Origin of the sequence: Paraburkholderia panacisoli (genome assembly GCF_008369935.1) — a bacterium.
Lineage (GTDB): Bacteria > Pseudomonadota > Gammaproteobacteria > Burkholderiales > Burkholderiaceae > Paraburkholderia > Paraburkholderia panacisoli.
In genome coordinates, this window is the sequence record NZ_VTUZ01000016.1 from 33,895 (window position 1) to 50,552 (window position 16,658).

The 16,658-nt window shown below is 61.0% G+C and carries 18 protein-coding genes and 2 pseudogenes; 10 read left to right on the forward strand and 10 right to left on the reverse strand.

The features are described from left to right. From FVF58_RS23365 to FVF58_RS23385, 5 genes are all read right to left on the reverse strand, one after another. The gene (locus tag FVF58_RS23365; RefSeq protein WP_149672208.1) at positions 1–894 is read right to left on the reverse strand and encodes an alpha/beta hydrolase; all 894 of its coding nucleotides are present in this window, start codon (positions 892–894) and stop codon (positions 1–3) included. Positions 895–927: 33 nt separating this feature from the next. Beyond that, complete coding sequence (locus FVF58_RS23370) at positions 928–2,118, reverse strand: alpha/beta fold hydrolase (protein WP_149672209.1); 1,191 nt, start codon at positions 2,116–2,118, stop codon at positions 928–930. Between the two features lie 27 nt (positions 2,119–2,145). Beyond that, a complete protein-coding gene (locus tag FVF58_RS23375) occupies positions 2,146–2,856 on the reverse strand; it encodes a flavin reductase family protein (RefSeq protein ID WP_149672210.1) in 711 nt (236 codons plus the stop codon). 282 nt (positions 2,857–3,138) lie between these two features. Then, positions 3,139–3,591 (reverse strand): MaoC family dehydratase, encoded by a 453-nt coding sequence (locus FVF58_RS23380; protein WP_149672211.1) that lies wholly within the window; start codon positions 3,589–3,591, stop codon positions 3,139–3,141. Positions 3,592–4,022: 431 nt separating this feature from the next. After that, positions 4,023–4,526, reverse strand: coding sequence for a tautomerase family protein (locus FVF58_RS23385; protein ID WP_149672212.1), 504 nt, complete (start codon positions 4,524–4,526; stop codon positions 4,023–4,025). 899 nt (positions 4,527–5,425) lie between these two features. Between FVF58_RS23385 and FVF58_RS23390 the strand changes: the two genes are divergently transcribed. Further along, positions 5,426–6,406 (forward strand): helix-turn-helix domain-containing protein, encoded by a 981-nt coding sequence (locus FVF58_RS23390; protein WP_149672213.1) that lies wholly within the window; start codon positions 5,426–5,428, stop codon positions 6,404–6,406. Positions 6,407–6,447: 41 nt separating this feature from the next. Here the strand turns inward: FVF58_RS23390 and FVF58_RS23395 are convergent, their stop codons facing one another. The 3 genes from FVF58_RS23395 to FVF58_RS23405 form a co-directional block, all read right to left on the reverse strand. Beyond that, positions 6,448–6,843: a VOC family protein gene (locus FVF58_RS23395; protein ID WP_149672214.1), complete on the reverse strand. Its 396-nt coding sequence runs from the start codon at positions 6,841–6,843 to the stop codon at positions 6,448–6,450. A 182-nt stretch (positions 6,844–7,025) separates the two neighbouring features. Next, complete coding sequence (locus FVF58_RS23400; protein WP_149672215.1) at positions 7,026–7,382, reverse strand: nuclear transport factor 2-like protein; 357 nt, start codon at positions 7,380–7,382, stop codon at positions 7,026–7,028. Between the two features lie 71 nt (positions 7,383–7,453). After that, complete coding sequence (locus tag FVF58_RS23405; RefSeq protein WP_149672216.1) at positions 7,454–7,891, reverse strand: cupin domain-containing protein; 438 nt, start codon at positions 7,889–7,891, stop codon at positions 7,454–7,456. 150 nt (positions 7,892–8,041) lie between these two features. Here FVF58_RS23405 and FVF58_RS52925 point away from each other — a divergent pair. From FVF58_RS52925 to FVF58_RS23420, 4 genes and pseudogenes are all read left to right on the forward strand, one after another. Beyond that, positions 8,042–8,197, forward strand: a pseudogene (locus tag FVF58_RS52925) (integrase); the annotation flags it as partial. A gap of 433 nt (positions 8,198–8,630) precedes the next feature. Then, positions 8,631–9,935: an MFS transporter gene (locus FVF58_RS23415; protein ID WP_149672217.1), complete on the forward strand. Its 1,305-nt coding sequence runs from the start codon at positions 8,631–8,633 to the stop codon at positions 9,933–9,935. A gap of 17 nt (positions 9,936–9,952) precedes the next feature. Then, positions 9,953–10,246: pseudogene (locus FVF58_RS54230) on the forward strand (winged helix-turn-helix domain-containing protein); the annotation flags it as partial. Positions 10,247–10,408: 162 nt separating this feature from the next. Beyond that, positions 10,409–11,713: a tetratricopeptide repeat protein gene (locus FVF58_RS23420; RefSeq protein ID WP_246217184.1), complete on the forward strand. Its 1,305-nt coding sequence runs from the start codon at positions 10,409–10,411 to the stop codon at positions 11,711–11,713. Positions 11,714–11,861: 148 nt separating this feature from the next. Here the strand turns inward: FVF58_RS23420 and FVF58_RS23425 are convergent, their stop codons facing one another. Then, a complete protein-coding gene (locus FVF58_RS23425) occupies positions 11,862–12,116 on the reverse strand; it encodes a hypothetical protein (protein ID WP_149672219.1) in 255 nt (84 codons plus the stop codon). 1,191 nt (positions 12,117–13,307) lie between these two features. Here FVF58_RS23425 and FVF58_RS23435 point away from each other — a divergent pair. From FVF58_RS23435 to FVF58_RS23455, 5 genes are all read left to right on the forward strand, one after another. Next, entirely contained in the window at positions 13,308–13,595 is a 288-nt protein-coding gene (locus FVF58_RS23435) for a CsbD family protein (protein ID WP_149672221.1), read from the forward strand. Positions 13,596–13,661: 66 nt separating this feature from the next. Continuing rightward, complete coding sequence (locus FVF58_RS23440; protein ID WP_149672222.1) at positions 13,662–14,036, forward strand: phage holin family protein; 375 nt, start codon at positions 13,662–13,664, stop codon at positions 14,034–14,036. Continuing rightward, the gene (locus FVF58_RS23445) at positions 14,033–14,362 is read left to right on the forward strand and encodes a hypothetical protein (protein ID WP_149672223.1); all 330 of its coding nucleotides are present in this window, start codon (positions 14,033–14,035) and stop codon (positions 14,360–14,362) included. Before FVF58_RS23440 ends, FVF58_RS23445 begins: the two co-directional genes overlap by 4 nt. A 607-nt stretch (positions 14,363–14,969) precedes the next feature. Beyond that, a complete protein-coding gene (locus FVF58_RS23450; RefSeq protein ID WP_149672224.1) occupies positions 14,970–15,434 on the forward strand; it encodes a PRC-barrel domain-containing protein in 465 nt (154 codons plus the stop codon). 33 nt (positions 15,435–15,467) lie between these two features. After that, complete coding sequence (locus FVF58_RS23455; RefSeq protein WP_149672225.1) at positions 15,468–15,938, forward strand: response regulator; 471 nt, start codon at positions 15,468–15,470, stop codon at positions 15,936–15,938. 94 nt (positions 15,939–16,032) lie between these two features. On the opposite strand, the gene FVF58_RS23460 is transcribed toward FVF58_RS23455, so the two are convergent. Beyond that, positions 16,033–16,452, reverse strand: a complete 420-nt coding sequence (locus FVF58_RS23460; protein WP_149672226.1) for a DUF1810 domain-containing protein — start codon at positions 16,450–16,452, stop codon at positions 16,033–16,035. Positions 16,453–16,658: the final 206 nt, after the last annotated feature.

Below are 16,658 nucleotides of genomic sequence, written 5' to 3' on the forward strand. Positions count from 1 at the left end.
TTAGCCGAGGTGCTGCCTGAACCACTCGACTGCGGCTTCGCTGGAAAGCCGGAATTGCGACAGATACGGATCGAAGTGCCCGCCTTCGATCGTCACGAGCCGCTTGGGTTGCAGCGCGCGTTCGTAGGCTGCGAGTTCGAGGTCGGTCAGCGTAATCGTGTCGCGCGTGGCGACCACCATCAGCAGCGGCGTCGGCGATACGCGCGCGATCCAGTGGCCGGGCTCGTACATGCGCGCGGCGCGTGTCGAGCGGACCGTCACGTTGTTTTCCCACGCGCCGTCCGGTAGCGGCTGCTGATAGAAGTCGATTGCGTCCTTCGCGCGATACGACGCGGGGATCGCGGGATCGGCACTGACGATCGCCTGACGCCGCGGCGGCTCGCCGCGCAATTGTGCGCGATCGTCGTCGGCGAACGCTTCCTCGATCGCCGCGACGTTCTCCGGCGGAATCCGGCGCAGCCCCTGTTCGTAGCCGCTGATCGTCGGCACCTGCGCGACGACGCAGCGCAGGCGCCGCTCGGTCGCGCCGAGCACGATCGCATGGCCGCCCGCATAGCTCGTGCCCCAGAGGCCGATGCGCGTGGGATCGACGACGTCGAGCGTTTCGAGGAAGCTGATTGCGCGCCGCCAGTCCGCGATCTGACGCCACGGATCGATGTCGTGGCGTGGCGTGCCTTCGCTCGCGCCGAAGCCGCGATGGTCGTGCAGCAGCACGACAAAGCCCGCTTCGGCGAACGCGCGCGCGAACGGCTCGAGCCCGTGCTGCTTCACGCCGGCGTAGCCGTGCGCCATCGTGATCGCGGGTCGCCGTCCCTCGCCGGGCGGAACAAAGAGCCAGCCGCGCAGCTTGATGCCGCCATCGACTTCGAATTCCACATCGGTACGTTTTATCATTTCGATCTCCTGAATCCTTGATGGGTGCGCGAATTACGCGCTGCGATAGAAAAAGCTTGTGTCGACCTGCCCTTGCAGGACGCGGCCGAGTTCGGCTGAGAATTTCAGCGCGCCGCCGAGCGGGCGATGATGGATCGCTACATGAACGATCTTGCCTTCTGCGTTCTTCGTCAGCACCGTGACCCCGCGCATCTGCTCGCCGCCGAATGCCTGTACTTCCCATTCGAGGTAGTCGCGCATGTCGTTGTGCGCTTGGTGCGTGAACGAGAGCGCCTCGTAGATCTTGCTCGCCGCGCTCATCACGGTCTTGACCTGATCGACACCGGCGACCGGCTTCGCGAGCACGCTCGCTTCGAGCACGACGTTCGGCGCGAACGCGTCGGCGAACGCGTCCGCGGACTTGTGCTCGAACGCGCGCGTCCATCCTTGCGGCGCGTCCGGCGCGTCCGGCACGTCCAGTGCGTCCGGCATGTGAGAGGCCGGTTCGACATTCGCGAGAAACGCTCCGACGATGCGCGCGACCTCGTTCGGCTGCTCGACGTGCGGCCAGTGGCCCGCGCGCTCGATCGACACGACGCTCGGCGCTTCGAAGCGCGGCATCACGCCTGACGAGATCAGCTCGGCGGTGACGAATGCGTCTCCGCCGCCGCGGATGATCAACACGGGGCCGCGGTATCGCGCAGGTTCGGCGCCCGACGGATGGCCGTTGTTCCACAGATCGGCGAAGATGCCGACCGCTGCGGCATCGACGCGGTCGCCTAGCTGGCCAAGACGTTCGAGTTGCCCGTCGTCGAGCTTCACCGACAGGTTGCGGCGCAACTCGCGCTGCGCGGCCCGATTGCCGCCGAGCGCATGGAAGGTGCGCATCGCGTCGTCGGGCAGGCCAGTGCCGCGCAGCGGCACCGGCGTCAGCAGCACGAGGCCGCGGACCTGCGCGTCTAGCCGTTGGGCGACGAGTTCGGCGATCTGCGCGCCCATGCTGTGCCCGACGAGCACGACCGGGCGCGACAGCTTGCGGACCTGCGTCGTGATGTCCGCCGCGAAGCGGTCGAGGCTGTACGGGCCGGGTTCACCGGCGCGCGCGCCCATTCCCGGAAGATCGACGCGCAGCGCGTCGGCCGCGCGGTCGCCCAGGCCCCGGGCGAGGTCGCACCACGCGTCGGCGCCGTCCAGAAACCCGTGGATGAACACGAGCGCGGGCTGGGTCGGATGAGTTGGATTCATGCGTGTCTCTCTTGATTCGTTCGGAAATCAGCGCGTCGCGCCGGAGGCGGACCAGTTCGCCGCGTCGATCGGCGAGTAGCCGTCCTCGAACCCGTCGAGCCGGCCGATTCTCTTGTTCTGCAACAGCGTCAGCGCCTGTGGGTCGAGCGGCGTCGTGAACGCGTTCTGCACGACCGTGTATTCGGCGGCGAGACGGGCGACCGCCTGCAGACCGGCGGTGTCGATACGGCCGCGATCGAGGTAGAGATCGTCGCGAATCTGGAAACGGAGCACTTCGCCGAAGACCACGTGGTCGTTCTGGTCGCCGATCGGGATGATCCGGTCGACCTTGCATTCCAACGCGATCGGCGCCCCTTCCACGCGCGGTGGACGAACCGTCAACGACTCGGCCTTCTTGAGGCCGACCGCGTCGAACTCGTCGACCTCGGACGGGAATTCGAACGCGGTGCGGTGCATCGCGTCCGCGAGCTCGAGGCTCACAATATTGACGACGAATTCGCCGGTGTCGCGGATGTTCACGAACGTGTCCTTCAGCGTGACGCCGTCGGAGCGCGGTTGCATCGAGATCGACACCATCGGCGGCTTGCGGCCGACCGCGGTGAAGAACGAGATCGGCGCGAGATTCGCGACGCCGTCTTTGGAGAGCGTGCTGACCCATGCGATTGCGCGCGGCAGGATCGAGCCGATCAGCAGTTTGTAGTTCGCGGTGGCGTCCTGAGTGGAGGGATCGACGATCATGATATGTCTCCTGTGTCGACCGGAGTTGGCGCTTTAGCGCCTACTCCGGTCCCATGCAAGTTGTATGTCGACCGGAGTTGGCGCTTAGCGCTTACTCCGGTCCCATGCAGGTTGTATGTCGACCGAAGTTGGCGTGTCGACCTGAGTTGGCGCTTTAGCGCTTACTCAGGTCCCAAGCAGCGCTGTCGACCTGAGTTGGCGCGTTAGCGCTTACTCAGGTCCCATAGCGCCTACTCCGGTCCCATGAAAGATGGTTGCTGTAAATGGATCGGGTATTGGGCGTTACACGGGCCGGCGGGCGACGACAAGCTTTGCGGTCAGGTTCTGCACGACTTCGCCGTGCTGATTGATCGTTCTGGAGCGCAGCACCAGCATGCCGCGATCGGTGCGCGATCGGGACGGGGTCAGCTCCACGATTTCGCTTTCGACATGCAGCACGTCGCCCGGGCGGGTCGGCTTCTTCCATTCGATCTCACCGCCGGCGCCGAGCACGCCGTTGGCCAGCTTCGGGCCACCGGAGACGAGCAGACGCATCGTGATCGCCGCGGTATGCCAGCCGCTCGCGGCGAGCCCGCCGAACATCGTGTCGCGTGCGGCTTCATCGTCGAGATGGAACGGCTGCGGATCGAACTCCGCGGCGAACCGCTTTATATCGGCAGCGCTGACTTCATGCGTGCCGGTGGTGAAGGTATCGCCGACCTTGAGGTCGTCGAAATAGAGCGTCTCCTGACTCATGGCCCTGTCCCTTTAAAGGTGAGGATGGCGGGCCGACCGACTGACGTCGTTCGCTGTCCCGCGGGTATTGCAGCTACTGTAGGGAATCTCGCTGAGGGGAGAAAGACAATACGGATGAAAGCATCATTTCAATTCGATCAATTATCGGTACGGGCTGGCTGTACAACGCTGAAATACCGCGCTTCAAGGGAGAGTGTTGCCGCTTCCGCCGTGTGCATAGCCGCCTCGGGAGGCGCGCCGACATTCCAAAGCATTTCCAAAGGTCGGCCCGTGCATGATCTGCCGGGCCTCAGAGTCAGGTGGACGCACGTTCTGATAGTCATCGGGAATGACCACCCTGACAAGCGACGGGTAATGACAAAGATCCGGGATGTTTTGCAGGTCGCTCGCGTTTGCGGCAGCGTAGTCCCAGGGCCTACCGCAAACTTCGTTTATTTCTTTACCGTATAGGGAACATCGATACGGGGGCGGCCAGCCACGGCCTTTTCCATGGCGTCGATGCGTTCGCTATCGAGCAACAAGGTACGAGCGGTAAACGCGGTGGTCCAGGTCTGCCCGTCGATACTCCAGGTCCCGCTCGGAATCTCCTCGACAATGCAAAATACGCGTGGGCCGCTGCCGTCGCCCTTCGTTCCGTCGACTTCAAGGATTGAGTCGGTCAGCTCACGGGCAAGACTGTCGATCCGCTTTTGATCCATGAACCCGGCCATGACCCGAACATTGATTCGATAAACGTTCTGCGCAGGAGTCTTTCCGGCGACGGTGATGTGATGTTGGGGACGTTCATCGAAGTAGACCCACGCGACCGACGCGGACGTCTCGTTAATTTCGATTCCTTCCCAACGAAGTGCGATGGACCATAGCTTCGCCGAGAGCCTGCTTTGGGCGTCTGTGTCCAGTGAACCTTGCGCAAAGGTAACATCCATAAGTGGCATGGCCAGTACTCCTGATATTAAAGGGCGGGTGCATCAAGGATTGCCTCGCGCCTGGGCTGGTGAGGCATCTCACTTACCCCAGGCGGAGCTTCGGCCCTCCGGGTCGCCAGTGCGGAACCCGTGCGGACTGACGGACTTATCGTAGCCGTCGTCGGGGAGTACTGATTGCATTTCCGTGCACGGTGAATTGCTGTATAGCGCATTCGCTGTGACGCTTCGTGGTGCCATGTATTTCCCAACCATTCGTCGTCAGAGTCGAAGTGCTATAGCTTGACGATGACCGGCGCGGTTATCGCGCGTCGCTTTCCGGATCACGCCGCGTGGCACTGGCGAGAGCGCCCGCGTCCGCAGTATTTCGCGTCGTTGTACATCGATTGCCCCATCAAGCTCGAGGCGAAGGCGGACAGATGCGACGCCCGCTCGCCGTCTTCGCCGAAGCCCGAGCGACGATGGGGCTCACTGTGGCTTGCACCGGGAACAGCAAGGAACTGCCGGGCATGTCTGAGTAATCGAATCGGGGTTGCGGTATGCCCGTGCGCGCAAGGTCAACTCCTTTTGCACTGTGGAGCAAGCGTTGGACCGCAATGAGAACCAGAATGGGGAGAGCCGAGTCGCTCAGCTCATCCCGACCATGTGGGAGGTATCGATGGCCTTCCCGCGTGGTCGGGGAAGTTCCCCCTTCCAGGGTACGGGCCAGCAAAAGTGTGCATTTCCGGGGTTTCGGTTCGCGTCGGACACGGCTTTTGTGTGACGTTTAAAGAGCCGGCCTTTCTGTACACTTCGAACATTGACGTTAGCGACTGGTACGATAAGGCTAACGCGTTACGCGCTGAAGGTAAGCGCTATGGGACCAGGGTAAGCGCTAAAGCGCCAACTTTGGTCGCTGCGAGGAGACAGACTTGCCAAATGCTTTCACCGAATGGTCGATCGACCGGGTTCCCACGAACGATCGCACAGATGCCTGGCAGGATGTGCTGAGTCACAGCTACAGGGAGTGGCAGGTTCCGCAACGGTTGCCTGCGACGTTCTATGCGCGTGTGAAGCAACACGACTTCGCCGGCGCAGGGATTGTTGAAACGGTATGTGACCCTTGCATCGGGCAACGGACACGCGCTCAGGTACGGCATGACGACGAGCTGTATGTTGGAATGCAGCTGACCACGGGCGGCCGTGAGCGGTTCAAGATCGGCGATTCTGGGGTGGAGGTGACATCGGGCGACCTCGTTGTATGGACGACCGACCAGGTCGTGCGGTTCGAAGTGCTTGAGCGGCTGCACAAGGTGACGCTGATGATCCCCTGGACGTTGATGCGGGAGCGTTTGCCGGAGCGAAAGCAGCCGCCGTCGGGCGGCAAAATCGAAAGCCGTACGGGCGTCGGCTCGCTGCTGGCTGTCCACCTGCTGGCATTGTCGAACCAGATCGACAGCCTCGACCAGAGTGTTCAGGCTTCTGTGAGCCGGTCCACGCTCGAACTACTTGGCATTGCCCTCTCGGGCCAGCAGCCGTCGGCGGTGTTCGACGCGAGTGCAGCGATGCTGCGCCGCGTGAAGGACTTCATCTTGCAGCACCTTCATGAGGATGATCTGAATCCGACACGCATCGCAGAGGCGAACAACATCTCGCTGCGCTACCTGCACATGCTGTTCCAACGCAGCGAACTGACCGTCTCAGGATTCATCCTGGACAGTCGTTTGCGCGCATGCAGGCAGGCGCTGATTGATCCCGCCTTCCAGCGCCTGCAAATTTCCGAGATCGCGTTCCGCTGGGGCTTCAATTCAGTGAGCCATTTTTGCAGGACCTTCCGGGAGCGGTATGACGCCTCGCCCAGCGATGTGCGCCGCGCAGCGCTGAGTGGCACTGCGGGCGCGGGCGTTGTTTGACACGCGGGGCGGTGGCGCGCCTGCTTCGCCACAGCACCGGATCACATGTAATGCCCTCCGCGCTCCAGCACCTCGATCTTGTAGCCGTCGGGGTCCTGGATGAAGAAAAAGCGCGCGAGGATCTCGTCGCCACGTTTGAATTCCTTCACCGCGGTCGGATCGATGCCCAGTCCCGCCATCCGCTCGCGCTCAGACTCGACGTCTGCTACGGCGACAGCGACGTGCCCGTAGCCATCGCCATGCGTGTAAGCCGGCTCGCGCCCCTTGTTCCACGTGAGCTCGATCTCGAAGTCGTTCTCTTCGTTGCGCAGATACACGAGCGAGAAGTCGGGGAAGTCCAGGCGGTGGCTGGTCGAGAGTCCGAGCGCATCGCTGTAGAACTGCAACGACCGGTCAAGGTCGTGAACACGGATCATGGAGTGTATGATCTTGGCCAATTTTTTCTTCCAGAATATGCAGGTGTTGACATCGACAGTTCCGCGTCGGCTGACTGGAGACCGTAACGACCGCAATGCGGTTTTCAGGCTTTCCCTCCCTCACTTCCCCTATGTAGTAATCCTCTATAAACGCGAATGTCGAGCCTGTCCGTACGGTCCCTGCTGACTGGTGCAAGGGGCTCTTAGCCGGAGAAGGAGGTGAAGGTCTGGACCGCGATCTTTCCATCCTTGACGACCAGCGTATCGGTGGCAAGCGTCACCCAAGGCTTCGCCTCCCACACCAGATAGGCGACTTCGCCCGCCGTACTCTTGCTCGTGATCTTGAATGCTGGCCAGAATCCGGGATCAGCGCTGTCGAGGAACGCCTTGAAGAAGGCGCGGATCTCCGCGCTGCCACTATAGGTTTTGTCCGGCGTGATGATCGTCGAACTGTCGTCGTAGTCTTTCAGAAGCTCGTCCAGACCCTGAGCGAACGCGCCGAGATGATGGTCGAACACCTGCTGGGTGGCACCCTCGATCTGTGCTGAAGCAATGGTCATGTTCAATGTCTCCAAAAGCCGGTTGCAGATCCCGCGAACAGGCTGTCGCGGGCATTCGGCTCAGTGCAGGCTTAGCCCGCGTAGGCGCGCTGCGCTTCGTCCCACGTCACGACGACGATCGGCGTGCCGTCTTCCCTGATGAATGACAGCGGACCGAGGAACGTCATGTAGAACTCGCTGTCGACGGGGAAATACGTCTTGTCGTGCCGCGCGTTCGCGGATTCGTAGCCGTATGCGGGAGCGACGACGGTGTCACCACCATGCTCGGCACCGCCGCGGACATCCATGCGGCCTTTTGTCAGAAGATATTCGCCGGGCCCGACGTGGAAGTGGGCATTGAAGGAGGAGCCGGCCGGGCAGTCGAAAATCGCCGTCCAGGCACCCATCTCCGGCGAGGCGTGCAGCATCTTCCAGCGGATGCCGCCATGGGAAAGCGCATCGGGAAACGCCTTCCAGGGGATATCGTTGAGTTGAACCGCTTCCTCACGGACCTTCGGCTTGATTTCCATCATCGTCTCCTTTGATATTGCCGCTCCCCAAAGGGGCCGGCAGGTTTTGCGCGGTGAGACAACAATACCGCCGATAGACCAGGAAATGCTTGCCCGATAGCGCAGCTCCGTTGCCTGATAGTGCATGGATAGTAATGGGACCCTTGAGGGATAACAGGTCAGAAACCGCCGCTAGAACTGAAGGAGATCTGGACGATCCGATTTCGTCTGCAACCGGCCGCACGGACCCGCGATCTTGCGATGTTCCACCTGGCCATCGACAGCAAATTCAGAGCGTGCGATCTGGCCAGATTGCAAGTGCTTGATAAGCGGCCGACCAACGTATGACGCCCCGCTAACGCCAGCGTCTAACGCAATACAAAGGACTGTCTGTGGGCTCCGTCCGAGACGTCCTGGCATCTTCATTCGGTTACTGCATCCTTTCGTTGCATCGGTCCATCAGCACTCGGCCATCGGCCTTGGCGAGCTTGAAGTTGTGTTCACCGAACATGCTGCACCTTCCCCCGGATAAGGTTCAGGGCACGGGCTGAAACGCGCTGCTGGTCCTTTCACTACAGCTGGATGCTTCTCTCTCCAGGCCACGCAAAAAACCTTTCGAACGCGCCGATTGTTGTCCAGAATATTGTGAGAAATAACGAACATCATCCTCACAGCCTCATGTCTGCGTCGCTATTGACAATCGAAGACACAGTGACTGTCAAACGCTGCTAACCGCGACGCTTACCGAATCAGAGGTCGCATGATCGACGATTCGCTTACAGTCCGTAACGCACGGTTGAACGCCCGCCAGCGCTGGACGATTTTCGTCGCGAGCACCGGAGGGGCGCTCGAGGTGTTCGATTTCGCTGTCTACGGCTTTTTCGCGCAGAGCATCGGCCGCGAATTCTTCCCGGCACGAATGGGCCTGCCTCCAGAGACACTTTCGTTCGCGGTCCTGGCCGTCGGTTACACGTCGCGACTCGTGGGCAGCATCTTCCTCGGCGGGTTGGGTGACAAGTACGGACGGCGCATTGTTTTCGCCTCGTCGGCAATGATCGCTGCCGTGTCGACCCTGGTCATTGGAATACTTCCCTCATACGAATCGATCGGCATTGCCGCGCCAACGCTCCTGGTTCTGCTGCGGCTCACACAGGGTTTGTGTCTGGGCGGTGAATTGCCGGGAGCGGTCATCTATGCCGTTGAAACAGCGCACGATAAACCCGGGGTTTTATGCGGCGTTGTGTTTCTTGCTGTCAACATTGCGCTGATACTCGCAACCAGCATCAATCTCGGTGTGCAGATGATTTTCACGTCCGAGCAGGTAAGCACATTCGGATGGCGGATCGGCTTTCTGATCGGTGGTCTGCTGGGCCTGCTGAGTTTCGCTGTGCGGCGCACGTTGGTCGAAACCGACGAATATGCGAGGACAGTCGGCACCCGGCATCGGGAACCGCTCGCGGTACTGTTCGGCAATCATGCCGCGTCCGTGCTGGCAGGTGTTGCGGCGGCGTCGTTGGTGGGTGCGTCCAGCGGACTCTTCGTGGTGCACATGCCCGCCTACCTTCAGATGCTTCACTATGATCCGCAGCAGATTGCCAGTGCCCAGACGCTGTATGTAGCCGCCATCTCGGGGTGCATCCTCGTTACAGCGTACGTCGGCGACCTGCTGTCGCGACGTTATGTCTTCCGGTTGGGCGCCGTAATGTCAGCGCTGTTCGCTCCTTTCTTTTACATTGCGGTCACCCGACATCAGACCAACTTGCCCCTGCTATTTGTGATGGCGGGTGTCGTCGCTTCGTTTGCAAATGGAACCTACGCGTGTGCGATTGCGGAGATGTTTCCCGTCGACGTGCGATTCAGCGGCCTTGCTACCGCGATGAATATCGGTCTGGCCGCGCCGATGGCAATGGCGCCGCTCGCCGCAAGCATTCTCGCATCCAGAATGCGCTGGACACCTGCGCCTGCGCTTGTCATGCTGCTTTGCGCAACGTTCGCATTCGCGGCGTCGTTTCGAATGAAGCGTCCCCTGCCAGCGGCCGCACCATTCAAAATGGGCAATGAGTAGCTGTTGCAGGAGCGAAAATGAATCCGCCGGAATTCGTCAGGATTGGAGACATTGAACTCGATATCCAGCGCTACGAATTGCGTCGGGCTGGACAGCCAATCCGCCTCGAGCGCCTGCCGATGGAGTTGTTGATGCTGATGGCGTCCCGCGACGGACAACTGGTGACGCGCGCGGACATCGTCAGGACGCTATGGGGTGGCAATGCTTTTCGCGAAACGGACAACAGCATCAATACAGCAATCAGAAAGATTCGGATTGCACTCGGTGAATGTCCCGACCACTCGTTGCTTCTGACTACAGTCAAGGGAAAGGGATATCGCCTGAACGGCACGCGGGCATCCTCCGAGGCGCCTTTGCCTATTCCCGCGGAAGCGGTTCGCGTACTGGTCCTGCCTTTCGAAAGCAAGACCGGCGACTCGAGCGAGGACAGTCTCTGTGACGCGCTTGCAGACGAGGCCTCCGCCAACCTCGGCATGCTCGATCCCGAGCGGATCCTGGTGATTGCCAGGACGACGGCCGCCCGGTACCGGCGAGTGAATAAGAGCATCGCGGAGATCGCGCACGAACTGTCCGTCGACTATGTGCTGGAAGGTTCGCTGACGCGGGACACAGGAAGGATTCGCATCCTGGCGCAACTGATCCGCTGTGTCGATCAGGTACAGATCTGGAGCCGTGCGCACGAACCGATGACCCGAGCTGCACTGGATATCCAGAAAGAGGTCGGAGCCGCTCTGGCTCAAGAGGTATCGCCGGCACTCGCGCAACAGCAACAACATAGGCTCGCGAGGCGTTTGCCGGTCGATCCGGCGGCGCACGATGCCTACCTGCGCGGCCGATATTACTGGACTCGGCGCGTTCATTTCGATGCTGGGTTCGCCGCACATCACGCGTTGAGCGATGAGGACTTCATTCGCGCACGGAGCTACTTCGAGAGTGCTGTCGATCGGGACCCGACCTACGCGCTGGGCTATGTCGGCTTGTCGAACATCTTCGGCTCGACCGCGACGCACGGGTTCTACGCGCCATCGCAGGGCTACCCTAAAGCACGCGAGTCGGCACTGCGTGCCCTGGAGCTTGACGCGAACCTTCCGGAAGCTCACCAGGCACTTGCAGGTGTGCACTACTTCTACGATTGGGACTGGCGCCGCGCAGAAGCCGAGTTTCTGAAGGCCTTGCAGCTCAACCCGAGCCATGCGGAAACAAGCCGCCTCTATGGGCGACTTCTACTGGTGCTTGGGCAGGAAGCGGAGGGCCGAGCGCGGATGGAGCTCGCCGAAAGTGTGGACCCGCTGGGATTCGAAGGTTCGCGCATCTTCGGTCTCATCCAGTCCGGCAGATACGAAGAGGCGATCCGCGAATATCTCGGCACCGCGCACGAGGATCGATCGCCGTTGGTCTATCAATTGCTCGCCACAGCATTCGAGGTCCAGGGTCGATACGAAGAGGCGATCGAAGCGACTGTCGATGCGTTGACACGGTGCAATGAGTTTGCCCGGGCGGCGTCCATTCGGGCGATCTGGGATTCCGGCGGCTATCAGCGGGTTCTGCAGTGGTATCTGCAGGATTTGCAGGGAAGGAGCCGAAAGCGCTATACATCGCCGCTTCTGTTTGCGGAATTGCACGCACGCCTCGCACAGCCGGATGAGATGTTTCACTGGCTCGAGGCAGCGGTTGCCGAACGCTCGCCGCGACTATGTGAACTGCGCACTAACGCATGGTTCCAGCGCTACCGGTCGATGGGACGGTTCCGGAAAATCGAAAAGCATGTTGGTTACTGATCGGACGGTCGAAGCAACGCCCGGAAGTAAGCAAGTGCATGCGGCTCGTCAACTCGGTACCGTTGGGCCGCCACGCGCACAGTAATACGTTGCACGTATTACGTCATTCCGGCGTGAGGTTCGACCGGTGGCGCAGGCCACCGGTTCTTCATTGGCCGCCGCGGTAGAGGTCGCCCCACAGGCGGGCTTGTTCTCCGCTTTGCTGTGAGCGAACGAGATCCTGATAAACCTGTTGCCGCGAGACTTGCATTGCGTGTCCTGCTTCGCCTGTTGAGGAGCTGGGCGTGCCGCCGACGTCCTGAGCGGCAGACGGTGCTTCAGACGGCACTGGTTTGTCTTGCGCCCACGCTTGTCCCAGTGAGAGGGCGAAAGCGCAGATCGCCACGAGTCGAAGTGTTTTCATGTCAATTGACTCCAGCAAGGTAATGCGGAAGCGGTCAACAGACGGTCGGCCGCAATGGCGGTTTCGGACTACTGCGCGCGCAGCGTCTCGTTCGTAGCGCTTACCCCATCTTCCGGTCGAACTGCCGAAATCACTATCGACACAATATGAAGAAATCGTTAACTTGCACGGGCCCGCACATGCGAGGCGATGGTTCGCGGCGCACCGGCGGAAGATCAGTAATAAAGCCAGCGCCCGTACTCCGGCGACCACTCTGGTCTTCGTCCGTTGCGTCTAGCCTCGTGCCGGACATTCAATCAGAAAATCCCGGTTGTGCGCCATGCGTCACGACAGAGACGCCGGGGCGATATGGGAGTAGGGCCTACGGCTTGCTCCAGACCTGTTTCCAGCACATGAGAAAAGTACCGCGAGCGTCCCTTGAGACCGCGCCTTCGACCGGACACGCGGTGTCCACCAGTGCGGGGCCGAAGCGGGCGACCTCTCTATCCGCGTCAGCGAGTACGTCGGCAGGCACCCGGCCCCAGATCGACAGGCTGGCAAGAACGCCAGTACAGCCAACCAGGATAACGAGCATACGTTTTAATCGGGTCGGGCGGCGGGCGATAAAATCAAATGGCATTGGGAAGCCTCTTCTGGCGGGGGGACTTATGAGCGGTCTTATCGGCACCGATCTCCGAAACCGTAGACCTCCGTTCAATTATTTTTTTCGGACCAGATCGTGAGGGGAACGGCGAACGATGGGACGAAGCTAAGTGCGCAGGAAAGCAGTGCCGCATTCAGGCGGCAAGTACCTCGTGAACTGAACTCTGGAAGACACAGCCCGAGCGAGGTGTAGGCATCGGTGCCCGCTCCTCCCACCTATCCGTTTTCGGATCGTAGCCAACATCTTCCCGGTCCAACGTTACAGCAGTCGATCATTGAAGTTGCTTCGAACGGCGCGGTGTGGCCGGCGGGAGTCGCTCTGTCCAACTCCGCAAGCAAGCGGCTCGCCTTACACTATGCTTCCGATGCGCCCTTTGTGCGGTGTACCGCCGGCCTGCCTGGTGGGCCCGGCTCTTGCGCACTTGTAGCGCACTCACTTTTTGACACGGCTTTTCGGCGGCCCCGCCGATCCCGCGCGAAAAAACGCCATCGTCTTTTTCACCGACGCGTTTCGTGCGGGCGTCATCGCATTCACTTGAGGAGCAAGCAATGGAAACGACCAACGGAGAAAAAACCGTGCGGGAGGCCGCTGGCGACGCGCAGCAGGCCGCGGAGGATCTGCTCGGCGATACCGTCACGCAAGTCAGCGCGCACGCGAAGGAATTGAGCGACCAGGCGCGACAGCTCTATGCCGATTTCACGAACGTTGTGCGCGAAGCCACCGTGGAGCGGCCGTTCGCGGCGCTCGCGATCGCTGCAGGTGTCGGCTTCATCCTTGGCGCGTTGCGCGCGGCAAACCGCTCGCGGCCCGACGACGGGCGAGACGACACGAGGTAGCAGCAGTCAGGCAATGCACGTCCAGCCATTGTCGAACCGAACCAACATCCACCGAGGAGTCACGACATGTCCGTGCGCTCAAAAGTCACGAAGTGGCGAAACGTCGGCCGATTCTGCGTCGAGCGCGCCAGCGATTATGGTGAGCTTCTCGGTGTCGAACTCGAGGAAACCAGGAAGCGTTTGGTCCACGAATTAAGTGCCCTTGTCGCCCTAGCCGTCGCGGGACTGTTCACCCTTTCATTTGTCTGCATCGCGATCATCGCAACGGCGTGGCAGACGCCTTATTTTCTGCAAGTGGTCTGGGGCGTGGCCGCGATGTGGCTGATTGTGTCCGTTGTCGCCCTGCTCATCGTCCGATCCGGGAAACCGGGGCGATCGCTTCACGTTCTGCAGCGGGAGATTCGAAGTGACCTCGACACGTTGAAGGAGGCGCTTAAATGAACCGCGCACTGACCTGCAAGGAAGCCGAGGCCGCCATCCTCGCCCGCATGGCCGCGTCGCGCGTCGCCTTGCTCGAAGCGAACAGCACTCCCACCGACGTTTCGGTGGCACGTCGCCAGATCAGGCTACCCGCAGCCAGTTTCGTCGGTGCCATGACACAGGCCCCCCGCGTTACCGCGGTCCTCGCGCTTTGCGTCGGCGCGATCATTCTGGGACCTCGCCGGACCGTCGCAATTGCCAGCCGCTCGGGGATCGCCGCATGGGTAGGCAGCAGCGTGCGGAAACTGTTCACAAGGCCGGGGGAACGGGTCGTCGTCGATAAATAGCCGCCACGCAGCGGCGCGCGAAGCCTGGATCGTTACTCTTCTGAGCGGCGGTATTCGACTGGCGCATGCGAACGATTCATCGTGCGCCAGCCCAGCTTTCCTTTCGATGTTTGCGAGGCATGCGCGCTGCCTGCCCTCCCGGGCGCTGCAGCGATCGGCGGGATCGTCGCGACGCGATCCTCCTCGCGCAAGTGGCGGCACGCCTGCCTTGCTCGTTCCGCGGCTCAGCCGATGTATCGCCGCTTCGCTCCGCGGGCTCAGCCAATGTTCGCCGACGCGCTCGCGCAACGAAGACAGGAAATGTCTTGCGCGTTCGCCCTCGCCCGACGCGAACGTCGTTTCAATGAGCGTATGCGCTTGCGGAGCAGGCTGAGCACGGGTTCATGAGAGATGCGCTCGCAACGTGGCGCAATACGAGGCTATGCCCAGGATGACACGAACGATGTTTTTTCCGGCGTTCACGCTCTGAAATACGAACCAGCGCCTCGACATGCATGGCGAATGCGGTGTTTGACCCAGTGATAGCCAGCACCGCGAAACACCGCAAAGAGACTTGGGCATAGCGCTTGCGCACTCTGTTTCTGCCTAATCTGGAAAGGAGGAAATCATGAGCACGCTCGACCCGCGGGGCACCTCGTCTGGTGCCGGAGCCCGCATCGTTGGCACCGGCGTAGGTGATGGTCCGGGCCCGGACGTCATGGCATCGGCCACGCTTGACGGAACCAAGGTTGTGACCTCCGACGGCGAAGACGTCGGAAAAATCTCGGACATCATGCTCGACGTTCGGGGCGGCAGGATCGCATATGCGGTGCTGTCGGAAGGCGGCTTTCTTGGAATGGGCTCGACGCTGCACGCCATTCCGTGGAGTGCGTTGACACTGGATACCGACGCGAAACGCTTCCGCGTCGACATCACCGCCCAGCAACTCAAGGACGACCCTGGTTTTGACAAGGACCACTGGCCTGCAATGGCCGACGTAACATGGGGCACGCAGGTACATCAGTATTACAACCGTTCGCCATATTGGGCGACGACGCGGGAGCTTGACCCGGGAATCGACAGTGATATCTGAACGTCCGAATGGTTCCAACTGGCAACCGCGCCGATGCCAACGGAACGGCACGGCGCGGTCAGCAAAATTTCCCGGGGCAGCGAGGCGGCGCTGGATGGGATTCGGATCACCACCATGTCTATCGTGCTTCTGGTCGACGACGACCGCGACAATCTGTGGGCTCTGCAACTAGCTTTGGAATCCAGCGGCCATCACGCGGTGCTTGCGCAAAGCGGACGCGAAGCGTTGCGTACTCTTTTGCACGTCGTTCCCCGTCTCATTGTCACCGACTGGCAGATGCCTGAAATGGACGGTGCAGAGCTATGCCGTCGAATCAGATGCCAGCCGGCACTCGCTGGGATGCCCATCGTCATGCTGTCATCCCTGCCTGAGCCACCAGACGAACCAGTATGTTGGTCGGCCTTTTTCCGTAAACCGGCAGACCTCGCGATGCTCATGCACACGGTGAACATATTCATTTCCGAGCGGCTGGCGAGCGCTTCAGGCTCCGGCCCGGCCCGTTAAGTGGTTGCCGGGGCATTGGAGATAGCCGCGCCATTTCCGCGATGCTCGCGGGTCGCCCGTTGTGCTATGCGGACGATTTGATCGGTGCGTTCATCTACAGCAACCGCAACGTGTCAGGATCGGCCTCCCCGTTGAAGTATTTGCGTAGCGCCTCGACGAATACTTCATTGTCACTCGTCGCCCGCGCGAACAGGCTCATCGACGAGCGAAACTTCAGGTAGTCCGGATAGCCGAAAATGTCCTCGATCGAGCGACCGTCCACGCGGTTGACGAGCTGGGTCGTTTCCCGCAGACGTTGAGCCAATATCGGATGGCGCATGTACGCCTCGGCTTCCGGCAACGACGAGATCGCAAAACGTTGCGCCATCGGACTCGATCCAAGACCCCGGATCTGCGGAAAGACAAACCACATCCAGTGGCTGCGTTTGCGCCCTTCGGCGAGCTCTTCGCAAACTTCTGCATAGTGCGGGTTCTGCGCGTCGACAAAGCGCTGAAGGTCGTACGTATCGTCCATAACAAGCCCCTATGTCAGGCATCGGGACGGCTGATCGGGCGAATCGGCAAAATGCGTGGCTAGCCGTCCACTGAAAGACTCAACATCTGGCGACGTCCATCCGAGCGCCGCTGACCTTCACCCAATGCCGGACCCAGCATCGAACAAGGGTGCATTACCAGTTTTCGGATTTCGCGTTGGCGGCCTGCTTCGCACCCTGGTGAAGG

Coding starts and splice junctions, on each gene's coding strand:
- FVF58_RS23365 (WP_149672208.1), bottom strand. CDS start 894: ATGATAAAACGTACCGATGTGGAATTCGAAGTCGATGGCGGCATCAAG.
- FVF58_RS23370 (WP_149672209.1), bottom strand. CDS start 2,118: ATGAATCCAACTCATCCGACCCAGCCCGCGCTCGTGTTCATCCACGGG.
- FVF58_RS23375 (WP_149672210.1), bottom strand. CDS start 2,856: ATGATCGTCGATCCCTCCACTCAGGACGCCACCGCGAACTACAAACTG.
- FVF58_RS23380 (WP_149672211.1), bottom strand. CDS start 3,591: ATGAGTCAGGAGACGCTCTATTTCGACGACCTCAAGGTCGGCGATACC.
- FVF58_RS23385 (WP_149672212.1), bottom strand. CDS start 4,526: ATGCCACTTATGGATGTTACCTTTGCGCAAGGTTCACTGGACACAGAC.
- FVF58_RS23400 (WP_149672215.1), bottom strand. CDS start 7,382: ATGACCATTGCTTCAGCACAGATCGAGGGTGCCACCCAGCAGGTGTTC.
- FVF58_RS23405 (WP_149672216.1), bottom strand. CDS start 7,891: ATGGAAATCAAGCCGAAGGTCCGTGAGGAAGCGGTTCAACTCAACGAT.
- FVF58_RS23415 (WP_149672217.1), top strand. CDS start 8,631: ATGATCGACGATTCGCTTACAGTCCGTAACGCACGGTTGAACGCCCGC.
- FVF58_RS23420 (WP_246217184.1), top strand. CDS start 10,409: ATGCTCGATCCCGAGCGGATCCTGGTGATTGCCAGGACGACGGCCGCC.
- FVF58_RS23425 (WP_149672219.1), bottom strand. CDS start 12,116: ATGAAAACACTTCGACTCGTGGCGATCTGCGCTTTCGCCCTCTCACTG.
- FVF58_RS23435 (WP_149672221.1), top strand. CDS start 13,308: ATGGAAACGACCAACGGAGAAAAAACCGTGCGGGAGGCCGCTGGCGAC.
- FVF58_RS23440 (WP_149672222.1), top strand. CDS start 13,662: ATGTCCGTGCGCTCAAAAGTCACGAAGTGGCGAAACGTCGGCCGATTC.
- FVF58_RS23445 (WP_149672223.1), top strand. CDS start 14,033: ATGAACCGCGCACTGACCTGCAAGGAAGCCGAGGCCGCCATCCTCGCC.
- FVF58_RS23450 (WP_149672224.1), top strand. CDS start 14,970: ATGAGCACGCTCGACCCGCGGGGCACCTCGTCTGGTGCCGGAGCCCGC.
- FVF58_RS23455 (WP_149672225.1), top strand. CDS start 15,468: ATGCCAACGGAACGGCACGGCGCGGTCAGCAAAATTTCCCGGGGCAGC.
- FVF58_RS23460 (WP_149672226.1), bottom strand. CDS start 16,452: ATGGACGATACGTACGACCTTCAGCGCTTTGTCGACGCGCAGAACCCG.